Consider the following 17,205-nt stretch of genomic DNA (forward strand, 5'->3'; position numbering starts at 1 on the left):
AAAAAGTGTTCCGCTCGGTAGCCTCTCGCAGGTTTTGGGTCGGGTCAGGCGTACTGCGCCGCCGCATAACCCGAGGCCCAGGCCCACTGGAAGTTGAAGCCGCCCAGGTGCCCGGTCACATCGAGCACTTCGCCGATGAAGTACAAGCCAGGGCTTTTCAGCGATTCCATGGTTTTCGAGGAGACTTCGTGGGTGTCGACGCCACCCAGGGTGACTTCGGCGGTGCGATAGCCTTCGGTGCCGGCCGGGACCAGCTTCCAGCTCGCGAGTTTTTCGGCGATCTCGGCAATCTCGGCGTGGGTGTACTGCTTCATCGGTTTGGAGGCGAACCAGCTGTCGGCCAGCAGGTTGGCCATCTTCTTGGTGAAGATCTCGCCCAGCAGGGTTTTCAACTCGCTGTTCGGTCGCTCGGCCTGTTGCTGTTGCAGCCAGGTCGGCACGTCATGGTCCGGCATCAGGTTGATTTCAACCGTGTCGCCGGATTGCCAGAACGAGGAAATCTGCAGGATCGCCGGGCCGCTGAGGCCGCGGTGGGTGAACAGGATGTTTTCGCGGAAACTCTGGTCGTTGCAGCTCACCAGGCAATCCACCGAAGTGCCGGACAACTCGCCGCACAGCTCCTTGAGCTGGTCGGTGATGGTAAACGGCACCAGGCCGGCACGGGTCGGCAGCAGCGTGTGGCCGAACTGTTTGGCCACCTGATAACCAAAACCGGTGGCGCCCAGGGTCGGGATCGACAGGCCGCCGGTGGCGATCACCAACGACTCGCAGGTGACCTGGCCCAGAGTGGTCTCCAGCAGGTAGCCGCTCTCGGTTTTCTCGATCTGCTGGATCGACGTGTCCAGGTGCAGGTTGACGCCCACCTGATCGCATTCGTCGAGCAGCATGCCAAGGATGTCGCTGGACTTGTTATCGCAGAACAGCTGGCCGAGTTTTTTCTCGTGGTAGGGCACGCCGTGCTTGGCGACCATCCCGATGAAATCCCACTGGGTGTAGCGCGCCAGTGCGGATTTGCAGAAATGTGCGTTCTGCGAGAGGAAATTGCTTGGTTCTGTGTACATGTTGGTGAAATTACAGCGTCCACCGCCGGACATGAGGATTTTCTTGCCCGCCTTGTTGGCGTGGTCCAGCAACATCACCTTGCGCCCGCGCCCGGCGGCGGTCAGTGCACACATCAACCCTGCGGCGCCAGCGCCAATGATCACGACTTCGGTAGAGCGCAAAACGGTGTCCTCAAAATGTGTAACCACAAAATCAGTGTGGGAGCGGGCTTACCCTGATGCCAGTCAGTTAAGGAAGTGAAGTCGCATTTGTAGGAGCGAGCGTGCTCGCGATGGACGTCAACGATAACGCGTGTTTTCTGATTAAACGCGTTGCTCTTGAGTTCATCGCGAGCAAGCTCGCTCCTACAAAGGTCGGTGTTCAAAGATTCCTTACAAAATCCGCACGCGCAACGAGCGGCCTTTGATCTTGCCGTCGTTCAGGCGCTGCAGGGCTTGCTTGGCGATGCTGCGGTCGACCGCGACGTAGGCCTGGAAGTCGAAGATCGCAATCTTGCCGACCTGGGCGCCCGGAACGCCGGCGTCGCCGGTCAGTGCGCCAAGGATGTCGCCCGGGCGGACCTTGTCTTTACGGCCGGCGCCGATGCACAGGGTGCTCATGGCCGGCAGCAGCGGGCCGCCGCCCTGAGACGTCAGGTTGTCCACCTGATCCCAGGTCAATGGCGTCTTCTGCAGTTGCTCGATGGCTTGGGCGCGATGGGCTTCGGACGGTGCGACGAGGCTGACGGCGATGCCTTTCTCACCGGCACGACCGGTACGGCCTACGCGGTGAATGTGGATTTCCGAGTCGCGGGCCAGTTCGACGTTGATCACCATGTCCAGTGCGTCGATGTCCAGGCCGCGAGCGGCGACGTCGGTGGCCACCAGCACCGAGGTGCTGCGGTTGGCGAACATCGCCAGGACCTGGTCGCGGTCGCGCTGTTCCAGGTCACCGTGCAGGCCAACGGCCGAGATGCCTTTGGCGGTCAGGTGGTCGACGGTTTCCTGCACCTGCTGCTTGGTGAAGCAGAAAGCCACGCAAGAGGCCGGGCGGAAGTGGCCGAGGACCTTGGTCACCGCGCTCATGCGCTCTTCCGGGGAGATCTCGTAGAAGCGCTGTTCGATCTGCGTGTCGTCGTGGAACGCCTCGGCCTTCACTTGCTGCGGGTTGCGCATGAACTTCGAGGCCAGTTGCTTGATGCCCACCGGGTAGGTGGCGGAAAACAGCAGGGTCTGGCGACGCTCCGGGGCCTGCATGATGATTTCTTCGATGGAGTCGTAGAAACCCATGTCGAGCATGCGGTCGGCTTCGTCGAGGATCAGGGTGTTCAGGCCGTGCAGCACCAGCGAACCCTTGCGCAGGTGTTGCTGGATACGCCCCGGGGTGCCAACGATGATGTGCGCGCCATGTTCCAGCGAGCCGATCTGTGGGCCGAAGGACACGCCGCCACACAGGGTCAGCACCTTGATGTTGTCTTCGGCGCGGGCCAGGCGACGGATTTCCTTGGCCACCTGGTCGGCCAGCTCACGCGTTGGGCAGATCACCAGCGCCTGGCAACCGAAGTAGCGCGGGTTGATCGGGTTCAGCAGGCCGATACCGAAGGCCGCAGTCTTGCCGCTGCCGGTCTTGGCCTGGGCGATCAGGTCCATCCCCTTGAGGATCACCGGCAAGCTTTGCGCCTGGATCGGCGTCATCTGGGCATAACCGAGGGAGTCGAGGTTAGCCAGCATGGCGGCGGACAGCGGCAAAGTATTAAAAGCGGTGGCGATGGTGGTCACGGGACGGGCCTGCAAAACAAAATGTCGCGCAGTGTACCAGCCCGGTGGCCAAACACCTGTAGTTTCCAGACGAGAAGTCGCCGAGCGCAGGCACTTATCGTCTGGAAACTAAGGCTCTATGTGCTTTTCCGGGCCTTTGTCCCGCCGTCCGTCATTTGGTGACAGCTGCAAAAAGATCGCCGCCGCCAGCATGGCCATGATTCCGACCGTCACAAAGGTCAGCTGGAAGGCCTCAAGCACATTGCTGGCAGCGCCGTTTCCGGTTTCTGCGGTAAAGCCGCCCAGCAACGCGCCGGCACAGGCCACGCCCAGGCTCAGGGCCAGTTGCGCGACCACCGACAGCAAGCTGTTGCCGCTGCTGGCGCTGGCGTCGTCGAGGTCGATCAGGGTCACGGTGTTCATCGCAGTGAACTGCAAGGAGTTGATCGCCCCCAGAATCGCCAGTAGCACCAGCAGCAGCCAATACGGCGTCTGTTCGCTGACCAGGCCCATGCTCGCCAGCATGATCCCCAGTGCCAGGGTGTTGCCGGTCAGGACGATGCGGTAGCCCAGGCGCTCGATCAACGGGCGTGCCACCCACTTGGCAATCATGGCCGCCGCGGCCAGCGGCAACATGCTCATCCCCGCCTGGGACGGCGAATACCCCATCGCCACTTGCAGCAGCAAGGGGACGAGAAAGGGCAGGGCGCCGCTGCCCAGGCGGGCGAACAGGTTGCCGAGAATGCCCACGGCAAAGGTCCGGGTTTTGAACAGCGAGGGGGCGAACATGGGGTTGTCGATATGCCCGGCACGCAGCCAATACGCGGCCAGGCAGGCCATGCCGGCGAACAGCAGCAACATCACCCGCAGGTGCGGCAGGTGCAGTTCTCCCAGGCCTTCCATGGCAATGGTGATCAGCACCATGGCCGCACCAAACAGCACGAACCCGAGGCTGTCGAAGCGGGTACGCTCAGCGCCGCGCAGGTCAGGGATGAACTTCCACACGGCATAGCAACCGACCAGCCCCACCGGCAGGTTGATCAGGAAGATCCAGTGCCAGGTCAGGTACTGCACCATCCAGCCCCCCATGGTCGGGCCGATCAACGGACCGAGCAGGCCGGGAATGGTGATAAAGCCCATGATCCGCACCAGCTCCGAACGCGGGTATGCGCGCAGCACCACCAGGCGTCCGACCGGCAGCATCAACGCACCCCCCAGCCCCTGGATCACCCGGGCGCCGATCAGCATGCTCAACGACTCCGACAGCGCACACAGCACCGAGCCGAGGCTGAACAGCACAATCGCGCCGAAGAAGATTTTCCGGGTGCCAAAGCGGTCGGCGATCCAGCCCGATGCCGGAATCAGCAAGGCCACCGTGAGCATGTAGGCAATGATCACGCCCTGCATGCGCAGCGGGTCTTCGGCCAGGTCGCGGGCCATGGCGGGCAGGGCGGTGTTGAGGATGGTCCCGTCCAGGGACTGCATGAAAAACGCAATTGCCACCACCCACGGGATCCAGCGGGCGGTGGTGGCGTCTAGGGCTGGGCGGTTGGGCATGGGACCTCTTCTTTTTGAGATGATCGTTCCCACGCTCCCGCGTGGGAATGCCTCAATGGACGCTCCGCGTCCGCTTCGGTAGGGGCGCGGAGCGTCCCGGCTGCATTCCCACGCAGAGCGCGGGAACGATCTGTGTCAAAGGGTCAAGGTCAGGCGGCTGACCAGCGCCCCTGGCAACAATGCCGAGGCGGTAGCGCGTTGGTCGTAGGTACTGGCTGACAGGATCAGCTCCCGCTCGCGGGTCAGCGCTTCCAGTTGCGATCCCAGCAAACTGTAGGCGCTGTCATCGAACCGCATGGTGCTCACCGAGGCCTGGATCTCGCCGTTCTCGACCCAGAAGGTCGCGAAACGGGTCATGCCGGTCAGGCGGGCGGCCGGTTGGTCCGAGTAGTTGAGGTACCACAGGTTGCTGATGTACAGGCCGGTGCCGAGCTGCTTGAGAATTTCGGCATCGGGCAATGTGCCGGCGGCCATGTTCAGGGCGCTGGGCGACTCGCCGTTACCGGCCCCATTGGCGCTCAGGCCGTACTCGGCGGCACTGCGCGAACTCACCAGGCGCTCGCCGGCGTTGCCGGCAACGATCAGGGCCAGGTCGCTGCGCGGGTAGCCTTCATCGGAGAACGCCGGGCTCAGGGAACCGCTGACCTTTTCATCCAGCGACAGCAGCGGACTGAAACGGCTGTCGCCGGCGTAGAGCCGTTGCAGCGGGCTGTTCTTACTGGCAATCGACTGCGCCGAGAACCCGCCCCAGCAGAGCATGCCGAGGATTTCGTCCAGCGCCGCGGGCGCCAGGTAGGCGCGGTATTGGCCCGGTGCGAGGGTGCGTAGCGGTCGCCCCAGGAACGCCAGTTGCTCACGCGCCTGCTGGAAGCGCTGGGCGAATCCCTCGTCACTCCATTCATGGCCGGCATAGCTGGCTTTCACGGCCTGGCCGTTGGTGTGGAACAGGCTGAAGTCAAAGTTGAAGCTGTTGGCCTGATGCCAACCGAAGGCTCCGGCGGAACTGGCAAAGCCCCGGCTGATGGGCCCTGCGGCGTAGAAGCCGACCAGATCCAGGCCTTCGGCGGCGCGGGCGATCGCGGTGACCACATGCTCGGTCTCCGGCAGGGGATGGGCCTGTACGCTTTTACTCTGCCAACCGTTGTGGTTGAGCAGCAGGTACGGGTCCTGGGGCAGCCACGGCAGGGTGTCGCGCAGTTGCTGCAGGCTTTCGGTCAGGCGCTGGGCGTCGACCTCGGGATCGCCTGCCAGGGTGATGCGCAAGTCGGCATGACGCCCGTTGTTGATCAGTTTCAAGTCCAGGCTGGCCTGCTGGACCTGGCCGGCCTGGCGCACCTTGGCGTGGTTGAAACGCACGAAGGCGGACGATTCGGCGGCGTAGCCCAGGGTGAACTGTTCTGGCTCGCGCAGGGCGGTGCGCAGGCAGGCCACCAGTGCTTTGAATTGTTCGACCTGGCTCATGACTGTCGCCATCAGGCGTCTCCCCCAAACACATCAATGTTGCTGAACACGCAGGCCGGCGACGCATGGCCGACGCGGATCACCTGGTTCGGTTCGCCTTTGCCGCAGTTCGGCGTGCCCAGCACCTGGCGCGTGCTGGCATCGCCCACCGCGCTGAGGTTGCGCCAGAACTGCGCGGAGATGCCCCGGTAGTTGGGGTTCTTCACCACGCCCTTGAGTTCACCGTTTTCGATCAGTTGGCCCCACTCGCAGCCGAACTGGAATTTGTTGCGCGCATCGTCGATGGACCATGAACGGTTGGTCGACATCAGTACGCCGCGCTCGATGCCGCCAATCAGTTGCTCAAGCGACTGGTCGCCGGGCTCGATGTTGAGGTTGGCCATGCGGTCGATGGGCGGACGGTTCCAGCCGCAGGCGCGGCTGTTGGCGACGCCGTTCATGCTGGCCCGGAACTGCGACAGCGCACCACCGAGCGGGCGCTCCAGCAGGCCTTCGCGGATCAGGAATTGTTTGCTTGCCGCAGTGCCGTCGTCGTCATGACCGTAGCTGGCCAGCTCCTCGGGAATATCCGGGTCGAAGGTCACGTTGAGCAGTCGGGAGCCGTACTGCAGGCTGCCGAAATCGCTGGTCTTGACGAAGCTGGTACCGGCGTAGTTGCGTTCATCGCCGAGGATCCGGTCCAGCTCCAGCGGATGGCCGATGGACTCGTGGATCTGCAGCATCATCTGGTCGGGCATCAGCAACAGATCGCACGTGTCTTGCGGGGTGTTGGGTGCCAGCAGCAATTGCAGGGCCTGATCGGCCACGGTCGGTCCGGCGCCGATCAACCCGCAGCGACTGATCACATCGGCACCGCCTTGCTGACCGAAGTTCTCGCGGCCCAGGCTGCGGGTCTGGCTGTCATTGCCGTCGTAGGCGGTGACGTCCAGCCCCGGATACACGAAACGTTGCGCCTGGCGCAGTTCGGCGCCAGCGCTGTTGAGGTAGATCTGCTCGACATGGGTGATGCCGATGCTGACTTCCCAATTCACCAGGCGCTCGTCCTTGGGCACGGCGGCGGACTCGGCGCCGAGCAGTTGGTAGCACTCGCTGAGGGACGGAAAAGCCTGTTGCACATTCGGTGACAGGTAGTCGGCGCGCTCGCTGGACACCGGCTGTTGGCGCAAGTCGAGCAGGGCATGGGCGGCGATCGAGCGGGCCTGTTGTTCGGCGCGCTCGAGGGCGGCTTGCAGGCCGGCACACGACAGGTCGTTGGTCGCGGCATAGGCTTCGACGCCATTGACCCGTGCGGTCAGCATCGCGCCTTCATCGCGGCTCAGGCGTGGCGGCTCGGCAACGTTCTTGCGCACCGACAGGTACTGGCCAGACTCGCGTACATAGCGCAGCGAAAAAAACTCGGCACCCGTGCGCAGTGCCGCAAAGCGCTGCTTGAGTTGGGGGTGGAAATCGAACATTCGGAGAACCTCCTTGTGAATACGCGGTGGCCTTGAGGGCCTCTTCGCGGGCAAGCCCGCTCCCACAGGATCTGGATCAGTCGCACATTGGTGATTCACACCCTGACATTGTGGGAGCGGGCCGGGCGGCGATCCGACTTGCCCGCGAAGCTTTTGCCGCTTAAACCGGGCAACCCTTGGCGCGCAGGATGGCGTCGAAGCGATCCGGGTCCAGGGTGCCGGCTTCGATAGCCGCAAGCGTAGCCTGTTCCCGCGCGAGCAGGTCGTGGCAACGCACCAGCAATTCCGGCAGTTCGGCCCGGGCGGCGGCGACCACGCCATCGCCATCGCCGATCATCAGGTCACCCGGGGCGACCAGCATGCCGGCGCAGGAGATCGGTACGTTGATCTCTCCACCACCGTCGGTGCTCGGGCCACGGTGTACGCCGCCGATGGCGTAGGCCGGCAGCTCGCCGGTTTGCCACTCGTCGAGGTCCCGCAGGGCGCCGTTGATCACCACGCCGACGATCCCGGCCTTGAGCGCCATGGCTCGCATGATGCCGCCGAACACGGCGCGGGTCAGGTCGGCGCTGCCGTCGATCACCAGCACGTCACCCGGGCGAGCCATCTGCATGGCCTTGAGGATCATCAGGTTGTCGCCCGGGCGTACGCGCACCGTCAGTGCACTGCCGAGCATCGGCGCGTTGCCGTGGAACGCTTTCAAGCCCAGGCCGCCGACGTTGCGGCCCAGGCAGTCGCTAACGGCCGCCGCGGGGATCTTGCTGAACTCGGTCAGCCATTTTGGATCGAGGGGTTCTACGTTGGGATTGATCAGGTAGCCGGTGGGCCATTTGCTCGAAGACACGACATCAAACATGAGAAAGCCTCGTGGTCAGCCAGGTGATGGCTTGTCGGTGGGGGCGGGGGGTGAAACGTTTGCGCGATACCTAGAGTAGGCCGGCGCGGGGGGAGGGAGCAAGGGTGGGGCGGTATAGGAAGGGGGGCGCGCGGTGTAGGCGGATCGTTCCCACGCTCTGCGTGGGAATGCCGCCCGGGACGCTCCGCGTCCCAATGCAGGCGTGACGCAGAGCGTCACAGGATGCATTCCCACACGGAGCGTGGGAACGATCACAGAAGTGACGGGTTACTGCGCGGTTGGGCCCACTTCACGCAATGGCTTGCCACGTACCGGGGCGGCGCCTGCGACGTAGTACTTGGCCTGGCTGCGTGGCAATGGCTGACGACCACGGATCTTGTCGGCGATTTTCTCGGCCATCATGATCGTTGGAGCGTTCAGGTTGCCGGTGGTAATCAGCGGCATGATCGAGGCATCGACCACACGCAGGCCCTGCATCCCGTGCACGCGGCCCTGACCATCGACCACGGCCATCTCGTCGGTGCCCATCTTGCACGAGCAGGATGGGTGGAACGCGGTTTCGGCGTGCTCACGGATGAATTTATCCAGTTGCTCGTCGGTCTGTACCTCGATGCCCGGGCTCAGCTCGCGACCACGGAAGGCGTCCAGGGCCGGCTGCTGCATGATTTCACGGGTCAGGCGGATGCCGTCGCGGAATTCCTGCCAGTCCTGCTCGGTGGCCATGTAGTTGAACAGGATGCTCGGGTGCTGGCGCGGATCCTTGGATTTGACCTGGATACGGCCGCGGCTTGGCGAGCGCATGGAGCCCATGTGTGCCTGGAAGCCGTGCTCTTTCACCCCGTTGCTGCCGTTGTAGTTAATCGCGACTGGCAGGAAGTGGTACTGAATGTTCGGCCATTCGAAATCCGGACGAGTACGGATGAAACCGCCGGCTTCGAACTGGTTGCTGGCGCCGATACCGGTGCCGTTGAACAGCCACTCGGCACCAATGGCTGGCTGGTTGTACCAGAGCAGCGACGGGTACAGCGAAACCGGCTGGGTGCACGCGTATTGCAGGTACAGTTCCAGGTGGTCCTGCAGGTTCTCGCCCACGCCTGGCAGGTCGTGAACCACCGGGATGTCCAGGCTTTCCAGAAGCTTGGCCGGGCCAACGCCGGAACGTTGCAGGAGCTGTGGCGAAGCGATTGCGCCGCTGCACACCAGCACTTCCTTGCGGGCACGGGCTTCAACGCGTTCTTCGGCGCTGCCAACCAGATAGCGCACGCCAACGGCACGCTTGCCTTCGAACAGAATCTTGTCGGTCAGGGCGTGGGTGACGATGTTCAGGGTCGAGCGTTTCTTGGCGGTATCCAGGTAGCCGCGCGCGGTGCTGGAACGACGGCCTTTGGGCGTCACGGTACGGTCCATCGGACCGAAACCTTCCTGCTGGTAGCCGTTCAGGTCTTCGGTACGCGGATAACCGGCCTGTACGCCTGCTTCAACCATCGCGTGGAACAGCGGGTTGTTACCGGCTTTAGGGGTGGTCACGCTGACCGGGCCTTCGCCACCGTGGTAGTCGTTCGGGCCGATGTCACGGGTTTCGGCTTTGCGGAAATACGGCAGGCAATCCAGGTACGTCCAGTCCTCAAGGCCAGGGTTTTTCGCCCAGCCGTCGTAGTCCATGGCGTTGCCGCGGATGTAGCACATGCCGTTGATCAGGGACGAGCCACCCAGGCCCTTGCCGCGACCGCATTCCATCCGGCGACCGTCCATGTGTGGCTCTGGATCGGTTTCGTAGGCCCAGTTGTAGCGACGGCCTTGCAGCGGGAACGCCAGGGCCGCAGGCATTTGGGTGCGAAAGTCGAAACGGTAGTCCGGGCCGCCGGCTTCGAGCAGCAGGACGGTGACGCCTTCGTCTTCGGTCAGACGGGTCGCCAGGGTATTACCGGCCGAGCCGGCACCCACAATGATGTAGTCGTATTCAGTGGTCATGAGATCTCCGGGAGCTGCAAGCTCCAAGCTTCAAGCCGCAAGCAAGAGCGGGCGAGCGGTGTTCTTGAGAATGGTGCGGCAAGCGCAGGCTGCTGTTGATCTTGCTTCTAACTTGCAGCTTGAAGCTTGCCGCTTCGGCCTACTCAGAAAACCGAGGCGTAATCGCCCAGCTCAACCTGTACCGATTTGATGCGAGTGAAGTTGTTCAGCGAGCTGATGCCGTTCTCACGGCCCACACCCGACTGCTTGTAGCCACCGACCGGCATCTTGGCGTCGGACTCGCCCCAGGCGTTGATCCAGCAGATACCGGCTTCGAGCTGATGAATCACGCGGTGAGCGCGGTTCAGGTCCGTGGTCACGACACCCGCGGCCAGGCCGAAGTCGGTGTCGTTGGCGCGGCGGATCACTTCTTCTTCGGTTTCATAGGTGAGGATGCTCATCACCGGGCCGAAGATCTCTTCACGAACGATGGTCATGTCGTCGGTGCAGTCGGTGAACACGGTCGGCGCCACGAACGCGCCCTTGGCGAATTCGCCGTCGGTCAGGCGACCGCCGCCGCACAGGACGCGAGCGCCTTCTTCCTTGCCCTTGGCGATGTAGCCCAGCACGCTTTCCATGTGGGCGAAGCTGACCAGTGGGCCGAAGTTGGTGTTCTCGTCTTGCGGGTTGCCAACGCGGATGCGGGCAACGCGCTCAACGATCTTGGCTTCGAAAGCGGCTTTCAGGTGGCTCGGTACGAACACGCGAGTGCCGTTGGTGCAGACCTGACCGGAGCTGTAGAAGTTGGCCATCATGGCGGTGTCGGCTGCGCGATCCAGGTCGGCGTCGTCGAAAATGATCAGCGGGGACTTGCCACCCAGTTCCATGGTCACGTCTTTGAGCGAGGAAGCGGAGGCGCTGGCCATGACTTTCTTGCCGGTGTCGGTGCCGCCGGTGAAGGAGATTTTTTCGATGCGCGGGTGCTCGGTCAGCCAGGTGCCGACTTCACGACCGCTGCCGGTCAGGACGTTGAACACGCCGTCTGGCAGGCCTGCCTCGGTGTAGATCTCGGCCAGTTTCAAGGTGGTCAGGGAAGTGACTTCGCTTGGCTTGAAGATCATCGCGTTACCGGCCGCCAGGGCTGGCGCGGATTTCCACAGGGCGATCTGGATCGGGTAGTTCCACGCGCCGATACCGGCCACGACACCCAGCGGCTCGCGACGGGTGTAGACGAACGAGGTGGTGCGCAGCGGGATTTGCTCGCCTTCGATGGCGGGCACCAGGCCTGCGTAGTATTCCAGCACGTCTGCGCCGGTGACGATGTCGACGTAGCGGGTTTCGGAGTACGACTTGCCGGTGTCCAGGGTTTCCAGGGCGGCCAGTTCATCGTTGCGCTCGCGCAGGATGTCAACGGCACGGCGCAGGATGCGCGAACGCTCCATGGCGGTCATCGCGGCCCAGACTTTCTGGCCTTTTTCGGCGCTGACGACAGCGCGTTCAACGTCGTCGAAGGTCGCACGTTGCACTTTGGCGAGAACTTCACCGTTAGCCGGGTTGATGGCTTCGAAGGTGGCATCGCTGCCAGCGTCGGTGTAGCCGCCATCGATGTAGAGTTTTTGCAGTTCGAAACGGGCCATAGAGTCCTCGCAAGTGCATAAGTGGTGGGCTAAAAACTACTGCGCTCGACAATCCTGGGTTGAAAACCTCCTCGTAATGCTCATTGACTAAAGTCAACTCTGCTTACTCGTCGGTTTTCGCCTTGTCTTGCCTTCGCTCGCTACGTTTTTAAACCGCGTATTTATTTAGTTTTCTGGTCTATGCACTCGTGCTTTTGCACTCCTGCTTGGCCAGTTGGATATCCATGTATTCGTAAGCGATTCGTTGCGCCTGCTCGGTGTCGAAAGCGTCTCCTGACAGCGCGCCGCGCAACCACAAGCCATCGATGAGCGCTGCCAGGCCGCGGGCGGCGCTGCGCGCTTGATCAAGCGGCAACACGCGGCGGAACTGGCAGCACAGGTTGGAATACAGGCGGTGATCGTTGATCCGCTGCAACCTGTGCAAAGACGGCTGGTGCATGCTGGTGGCCCAGAAGGCCAACCAGGTTTTCATTGCCGGGCCATTGACCTGGCTGGCGTCGAAGTTGCCTTCGATAATCACCTGCAGATGAGCCCGTGGGCTGTCATCTCCCAGCGCCTGGCGGCGCGCGGTGACGTTCTCGCTGAGGACGCTCATCAGATACCGCATCGTGGCGGCGATCAGGCCATTCTTGTCCTGAAAATAGTGACTGATGATGCCATTCGAGACACCGGCCAAACGGGCGATCAGCGCAATGCTGGCGTCCCCCATGCCGACCTGATCGACGGCCTGCAACGTGGCTTCGATCAATTGCTGGCGGCGGATGGGTTGCATACCGACCTTGGGCATCTTGCACATCTCCTTAGGCCTTCCAGCGGTCGACAAGCGGCTGCTGGATTGAGGGCCAGTCTATTTTGTTTTGATTGAACGTTCAATCAACAAAGAATAAGATCTGCGACAAATCGTCGCTGCCTACAGGTTTTTCCTCGGTGTAGTCGGCGGAAAAACGACATCCAAAAAAGCTCGAAACCCACGCGGGGCATGCTGCGAACCGATAGCGACGGACGAACTGAATGGGCATGACGCTTAGGGTCATGTGCGACGTCTTGTACGCGCGCAAGACCTTCGAGGTCGGTTTTCCATGCTTGTGCCGCGGTTTCGGGCTTTTTTCGGGGTGTCTTTATATCACCCGTCGGTCGGCTGCCAACTAACCGATTGGTCGGGTACTGCTTTGCCTTGTGTCCTTCTCTCGCACTGCCTGGAGCATCTGTGCAATGAGTTCTGCCTCTCTTATAAAGACCCCACCCGAGAAGGTGACGGTCAACGGTTGGGTGTTCTACACCTCCACCGCATTGATTCTGCTGCTGACCGCCATTCTCATTGCCGCGCCGCAAGAAGCCGGGAGAGTGCTGGGGGTTGCCCAGGCCTGGTTGTCGCGAAGCTTCGGCTGGTACTACATGGTGGTGATCGCCGCCTACCTGGTATTCGTCGTGGGCCTGGCGTTTTCGTCCTACGGCAAGCTCAAGCTGGGCAGCAAGGACGACACCCCGGACTTCAGCTATGGCGCCTGGGCCGGGATGCTGTTCTCGTCCGGTATCGGCATCTCGCTGCTGTACTTCGGTGCTTCCGAGCCTCTGGACCACTACTTCAACCCGCCAGAAGGCGTGGCCGGCAGCAATCTGGCGGCGCGTCAGGCGGTACAGCTGACCTTCCTGCATTGGGGCCTGCATGGCTGGGCGATCTATGCCTTGGTCGGCCTGGCGGTGGCGTACTTTGCCTATCGTCATAACCAACCGCTGGCGTTGCGTTCGGCGCTGTATCCGTTGGTGGGCGAGCGCTGGGTCAAGGGCGCGGCCGGTCATGCGGTGGACGGCTTCGGCATGTTCGTGACCCTGCTGGGCCTGGTGACCAACCTGGGGATTGGCTCGCTGCAAGTGTCGTCGGGGCTTGAGAACCTGTTCGGCATGGAGCACAGCAATACCAACCTGCTGATCGTGATTATCGTCATGAGCACCGTGGCGACCATCGCGGCGGTGTCGGGTGTGGAAAACGGTATCCGCCGCCTGTCCAACCTGAACATTGTGCTGTTCAGCGGCTTGCTGATTTTCGTGCTGCTGTTCGGCCCGACCCTGCACCTGCTCAACGGCTTCGTGCAGAACATCGGTGACTACCTCAACGGCGTGGTGCTGAAAACCTTCGACCTGTATGTGTATGAAGCCGATAACGCCAAGTCTGAGCGCTGGTTGGGCCTGTGGACCCTGTTCTACTGGGCCTGGTGGATTTCCTGGGCACCCTTCGTGGGCATGTTCATCGCGCGTATTTCCCGTGGTCGTACCGTGCGTGAACTGGTCGCCGGCGTGCTGCTGATTCCGTTGGGCTTCACCCTGGCGTGGCTGTCGATCTTCGGTAACTCGGCCCTGGACCTGGTGATGAACCAGGGGGCGGTGGAGCTTGGCAAGACGGCGCTCGAGCAGCCGTCCATGGCGATCTACCAGTTGCTCGAGCATTACCCGGCGTCGAAGATCGTGATCGGTGTGTCGATCTTTGTCGGTTTCGTACTGTTCCTGACCCCGGCCGACTCGGGCGCGGTGATGATGGCGAACCTGTCCTGCAAGGGCGGCAACGTCGACGAAGACGCCCCGCACTGGTTGCGGATCTTCTGGTCCGTGGTGATCACGCTGGTGACCATCGGCCTGCTGTTTGCCGGTAACTTCGAAGCCATGCAGACCATGGTGGTGCTGGCCGGCCTGCCGTTCTCGGTGGTGCTGGTGTTCTTTATGTTCGGTTTGCACAAGGCGATGCGCCAGGACGTGCAGATCGAACAGGAACAAGCCGAACTGGCGGCGCGTGGTCGTCGCGGCTTCAGTGAGCGTCTGACGGCGCTGGAACTGCAACCGACCCAAGCGATCGTGCAACGCTTCATGGACAAGCACGTGAGCCCGGCGCTGGAAGATGCGGCGGTGCAACTGCGTACTCAGGGTCTGGATGTGCAGACGCTGCTGGGCAAAGCCAAGCGTTGCATGGGCGTGCGGATCGAGATGGAAGAGGGCAACCCGTTTGTCTACGAAGTGAGCCTGGACGGCTACCTGGCCGCGCCAAGCGAATCGCCGAGCCCGGATGAAACGCGTACGCGTTACTACCGCGCTGAGGTGTACCTGCACAACGGCAGCCAGGAATACGACTTGATGGGCTTCACTCAGGATCAGATCACCCGTGACGTGCTCGATCAGTTTGAAAGCCATCGGCAGCTCCTTGGCCGGGTTTACAGCTAAGACTTGAGGTGATGCGGTGCATCAACTGCACCGCATCACCATTGTGGCGAGGGAGCTTGCTCCCGCTGGGCTGCGAAGCGGCCCCAAAACCCGCGACCCGGTTCTTGCAGATAAACCGCGCTGTATGGATTTGCGGTTGCTACGCAACCGAGCGGGAGCAAGCGCCCTCGCCACGGTTGTCCGTGTTCCAAGTCATATATGTATACGAACAAAAACGCCGCGATCTTCTCGCGGCGTTTTTGTGTCTGCTGCCCTTACCCCAGGTTCTTGCCAAGCAGTGCGTGGTACAGCTCGCTGTCGCCCAGAATCCCTACCACGTGATTGTTGTCATGCAGCACCAGCTTGTTGCCGGTCTGATAACGAATCTGCAGCGCGTCGCGCATGCCGATATTGGAGTCCACCAGGGTTGGGCGACGGCCCAGGCCTTCAACGGCTTGCCCCGGTGCCCAGTTCTGCAGGTCCAGGGCCGAGCCGTTCTGGCGCGCGCCCTTGATGGTGTTGCCTTCGGCCAGGTCCAGCCATGAGTCACCGCCCGGGTCCAGGCACACGGAGCCGTTGATGCGCTTGCAGTTGTCCAGGGTGCGCATCAGGCTGCGTCCGCACAAGACGTTCAGCGGGTTGGTGTGGGCGACGAAGGTCCGTACGTAGTCATCGGCCGGGTTGAGGACAATCTCTTCCGGCTTGCTGTACTGGATGATCCGGCCGTCTTTCATGATCGCGATGCGGCTGCCGAGTTTCAGGGCTTCATCCAGGTCGTGACTCACGAACACAATGGTCTTGCTCAGCTTGCGTTGCAGCTCCAGCAATTCGTCCTGCAGACCCTGGCGGATAAGCGGGTCGAGGGCCGAGAAGGGTTCGTCCATCAGCAGGATATCGGCGTCCATCGCCAGCGCCCGGGCCAGGCCCACGCGTTGCTGCATACCGCCGGAGAGTTCGTCGGGTTTCTTGTTGCGCCATTGGGTCAGGCCCACCAGTTCCAGCTTCTCATCCACCAGCTTGCGCCGTTCCTTCTCGGGGCGGCCCTGCATCTCGAGGCCAAAGCTGATGTTCTCGCGCACGGTCAGCCAGGGCATCAGGGCGAATTTCTGGAACACCATGGCGATGCGCTTGGTGCGCATCATTTTCAGCTCTGCCGGGGTGCAGGAAGCGATATCGATCTGCCGGCCTTCATGCTCGACGAACAGCTTGCCACGGCTGACGGTGTTGAGGCCGTTGATGCAGCGCAGCAGGCTGGATTTGCCGGAGCCGGACAGGCCCATCAGCACGCAGATTTCACCTTTTTCGATATCCAGGCTGGCCTTTTCAACGCCGACGATCAGCCCGGTCTTTTTCAGGATCTCGTTGCGTGTCATGCCCTGATCCAGCAGCTTGAGTGCCTCGCGTGGATCCTTGGAGAAGATAACGTCTACGTTTTCGAAGCGGATTATGCTCATGCGTCACCCCCTACTTTGGCGTCGGGTTGTTTGCAGATACGGTCGAGCATGATCGCCAGCAGTACGATCGCCAGGCCTGCTTCGAAGCCCAGGGCGATATCAGCGGTATTCAGTGCGTTGACCACGGGTTTGCCCAGGCCATCAGCACCCACCAGTGCCGCGATCACCACCATCGACAATGACAGCATGATGCACTGGGTGATACCGGCCGCGATGCTAGGCATGGCGTGGGGCAGTTCAATGCGCGAGAGCAGCTGACGGCGCGAGCAGCCAAAGGCCTTGCCGGCATCCATCAGTTCCTGCGGTACATCGCGAATGCCCAGGTAGGTCAGGCGGATGGGCGCTGCAATCGCGAACACCACCGTGGAGATCAGGCCCGGGACGACACCCAGACCAAACAGGGTCAGGGTAGGAATGAGGTACACGAACGTCGGTACGGTCTGCATCAGATCGAGTACGGGACGCATCATCGTGTAGAACATCGGTTTGTGCGCAGCGACGATGCCCAACGGCACGCCAATGAGCACGCAGACCAGGGTGGCGAACAGCACCTGGGCGAGGGTTTCCATGGTTTCCTGCCAGTAACCCAGGTTGAGGATCAGCAGGAAGGACAGGACGACGAAGCCGGTCAGGCCCCATTTGCGTTGAATGAAGTGCGCCAGCAGTGCGATAAGCCCGATCAATGCCAGCGGGTTGAACCAGGTCAGCGCAAACGTCACGCCGTGAATCATCGTTTCCAGTGTCACGGCGATTGCGTCGAAGGTGTTGGCGCCGTGTTGCGTCAACCATTCAACGAAGCCCGCGATGTACTGGCCTAAAGGGATTTTCTGATCAATCAGCATGGTAGTG

General features: G+C 62.0%; 12 protein-coding genes. 1 reads left to right on the forward strand and 11 read right to left on the reverse strand.

The window, feature by feature from the left end:
* Positions 1–44: 44 nt before the first annotated feature.
* From CKW29_RS19860 to betI, 9 genes are all read right to left on the reverse strand, one after another.
* Positions 45–1,223, reverse strand: a complete 1,179-nt coding sequence (locus tag CKW29_RS19860) for an NAD(P)/FAD-dependent oxidoreductase (protein ID WP_095147473.1) — start codon at positions 1,221–1,223, stop codon at positions 45–47.
* 210 nt (positions 1,224–1,433) lie between these two features.
* Positions 1,434–2,771 carry an ATP-dependent RNA helicase DbpA gene (gene dbpA, locus CKW29_RS19865; RefSeq protein WP_371850799.1) on the reverse strand — a complete coding sequence of 446 codons (1,338 nt, stop codon included), beginning with the start codon at positions 2,769–2,771 and terminating at the stop codon, positions 1,434–1,436.
* A gap of 156 nt (positions 2,772–2,927) precedes the next feature.
* Positions 2,928–4,355: a multidrug transporter subunit MdtD gene (gene mdtD, locus CKW29_RS19870; RefSeq protein ID WP_095147475.1), complete on the reverse strand. Its 1,428-nt coding sequence runs from the start codon at positions 4,353–4,355 to the stop codon at positions 2,928–2,930.
* A gap of 135 nt (positions 4,356–4,490) precedes the next feature.
* Positions 4,491–5,828, reverse strand: a complete 1,338-nt coding sequence (locus tag CKW29_RS19875; RefSeq protein WP_095148949.1) for a TldD/PmbA family protein — start codon at positions 5,826–5,828, stop codon at positions 4,491–4,493.
* Positions 5,828–7,270 (reverse strand): TldD/PmbA family protein, encoded by a 1,443-nt coding sequence (locus CKW29_RS19880; RefSeq protein WP_095147477.1) that lies wholly within the window; start codon positions 7,268–7,270, stop codon positions 5,828–5,830. The genes CKW29_RS19875 and CKW29_RS19880 overlap by 1 nt, the downstream gene beginning before the upstream one ends.
* Positions 7,271–7,430: 160 nt before the next feature.
* Positions 7,431–8,126 (reverse strand): RraA family protein, encoded by a 696-nt coding sequence (locus CKW29_RS19885; RefSeq protein ID WP_095147478.1) that lies wholly within the window; start codon positions 8,124–8,126, stop codon positions 7,431–7,433.
* 267 nt (positions 8,127–8,393) lie between these two features.
* Positions 8,394–10,097 carry a choline dehydrogenase gene (betA, locus tag CKW29_RS19890; RefSeq protein ID WP_095147479.1) on the reverse strand — a complete coding sequence of 568 codons (1,704 nt, stop codon included), beginning with the start codon at positions 10,095–10,097 and terminating at the stop codon, positions 8,394–8,396.
* A gap of 143 nt (positions 10,098–10,240) precedes the next feature.
* Entirely contained in the window at positions 10,241–11,713 is a 1,473-nt protein-coding gene (gene betB, locus CKW29_RS19895) for a betaine-aldehyde dehydrogenase (protein ID WP_095147480.1), read from the reverse strand.
* A gap of 178 nt (positions 11,714–11,891) precedes the next feature.
* A complete protein-coding gene (gene betI / locus CKW29_RS19900; RefSeq protein WP_095147481.1) occupies positions 11,892–12,500 on the reverse strand; it encodes a transcriptional regulator BetI in 609 nt (202 codons plus the stop codon).
* A gap of 482 nt (positions 12,501–12,982) precedes the next feature.
* Here betI and CKW29_RS19905 point away from each other — a divergent pair, with 482 nt between their 5' ends.
* Complete coding sequence (locus CKW29_RS19905) at positions 12,983–14,923, forward strand: BCCT family transporter (protein WP_256577110.1); 1,941 nt, start codon at positions 12,983–12,985, stop codon at positions 14,921–14,923.
* Positions 14,924–15,177: 254 nt separating this feature from the next.
* Here the strand turns inward: CKW29_RS19905 and choV are convergent, their stop codons facing one another.
* Together choV and choW are read right to left on the reverse strand one after the other, a co-directional pair.
* On the reverse strand, positions 15,178–16,356 hold the full coding sequence (gene choV, locus CKW29_RS19910) for a choline ABC transporter ATP-binding protein (RefSeq protein WP_095147483.1): 1,179 nt from the start codon (positions 16,354–16,356) through the stop codon (positions 15,178–15,180).
* Entirely contained in the window at positions 16,353–17,198 is an 846-nt protein-coding gene (choW, locus tag CKW29_RS19915) for a choline ABC transporter permease subunit (protein ID WP_095147484.1), read from the reverse strand. Before choW ends, choV begins: the two co-directional genes overlap by 4 nt.
* Positions 17,199–17,205 lie beyond the last annotated feature (7 nt).

This window comes from Pseudomonas sp. Irchel s3a18, assembly GCF_900187535.1.
GTDB lineage: Bacteria > Pseudomonadota > Gammaproteobacteria > Pseudomonadales > Pseudomonadaceae > Aquipseudomonas.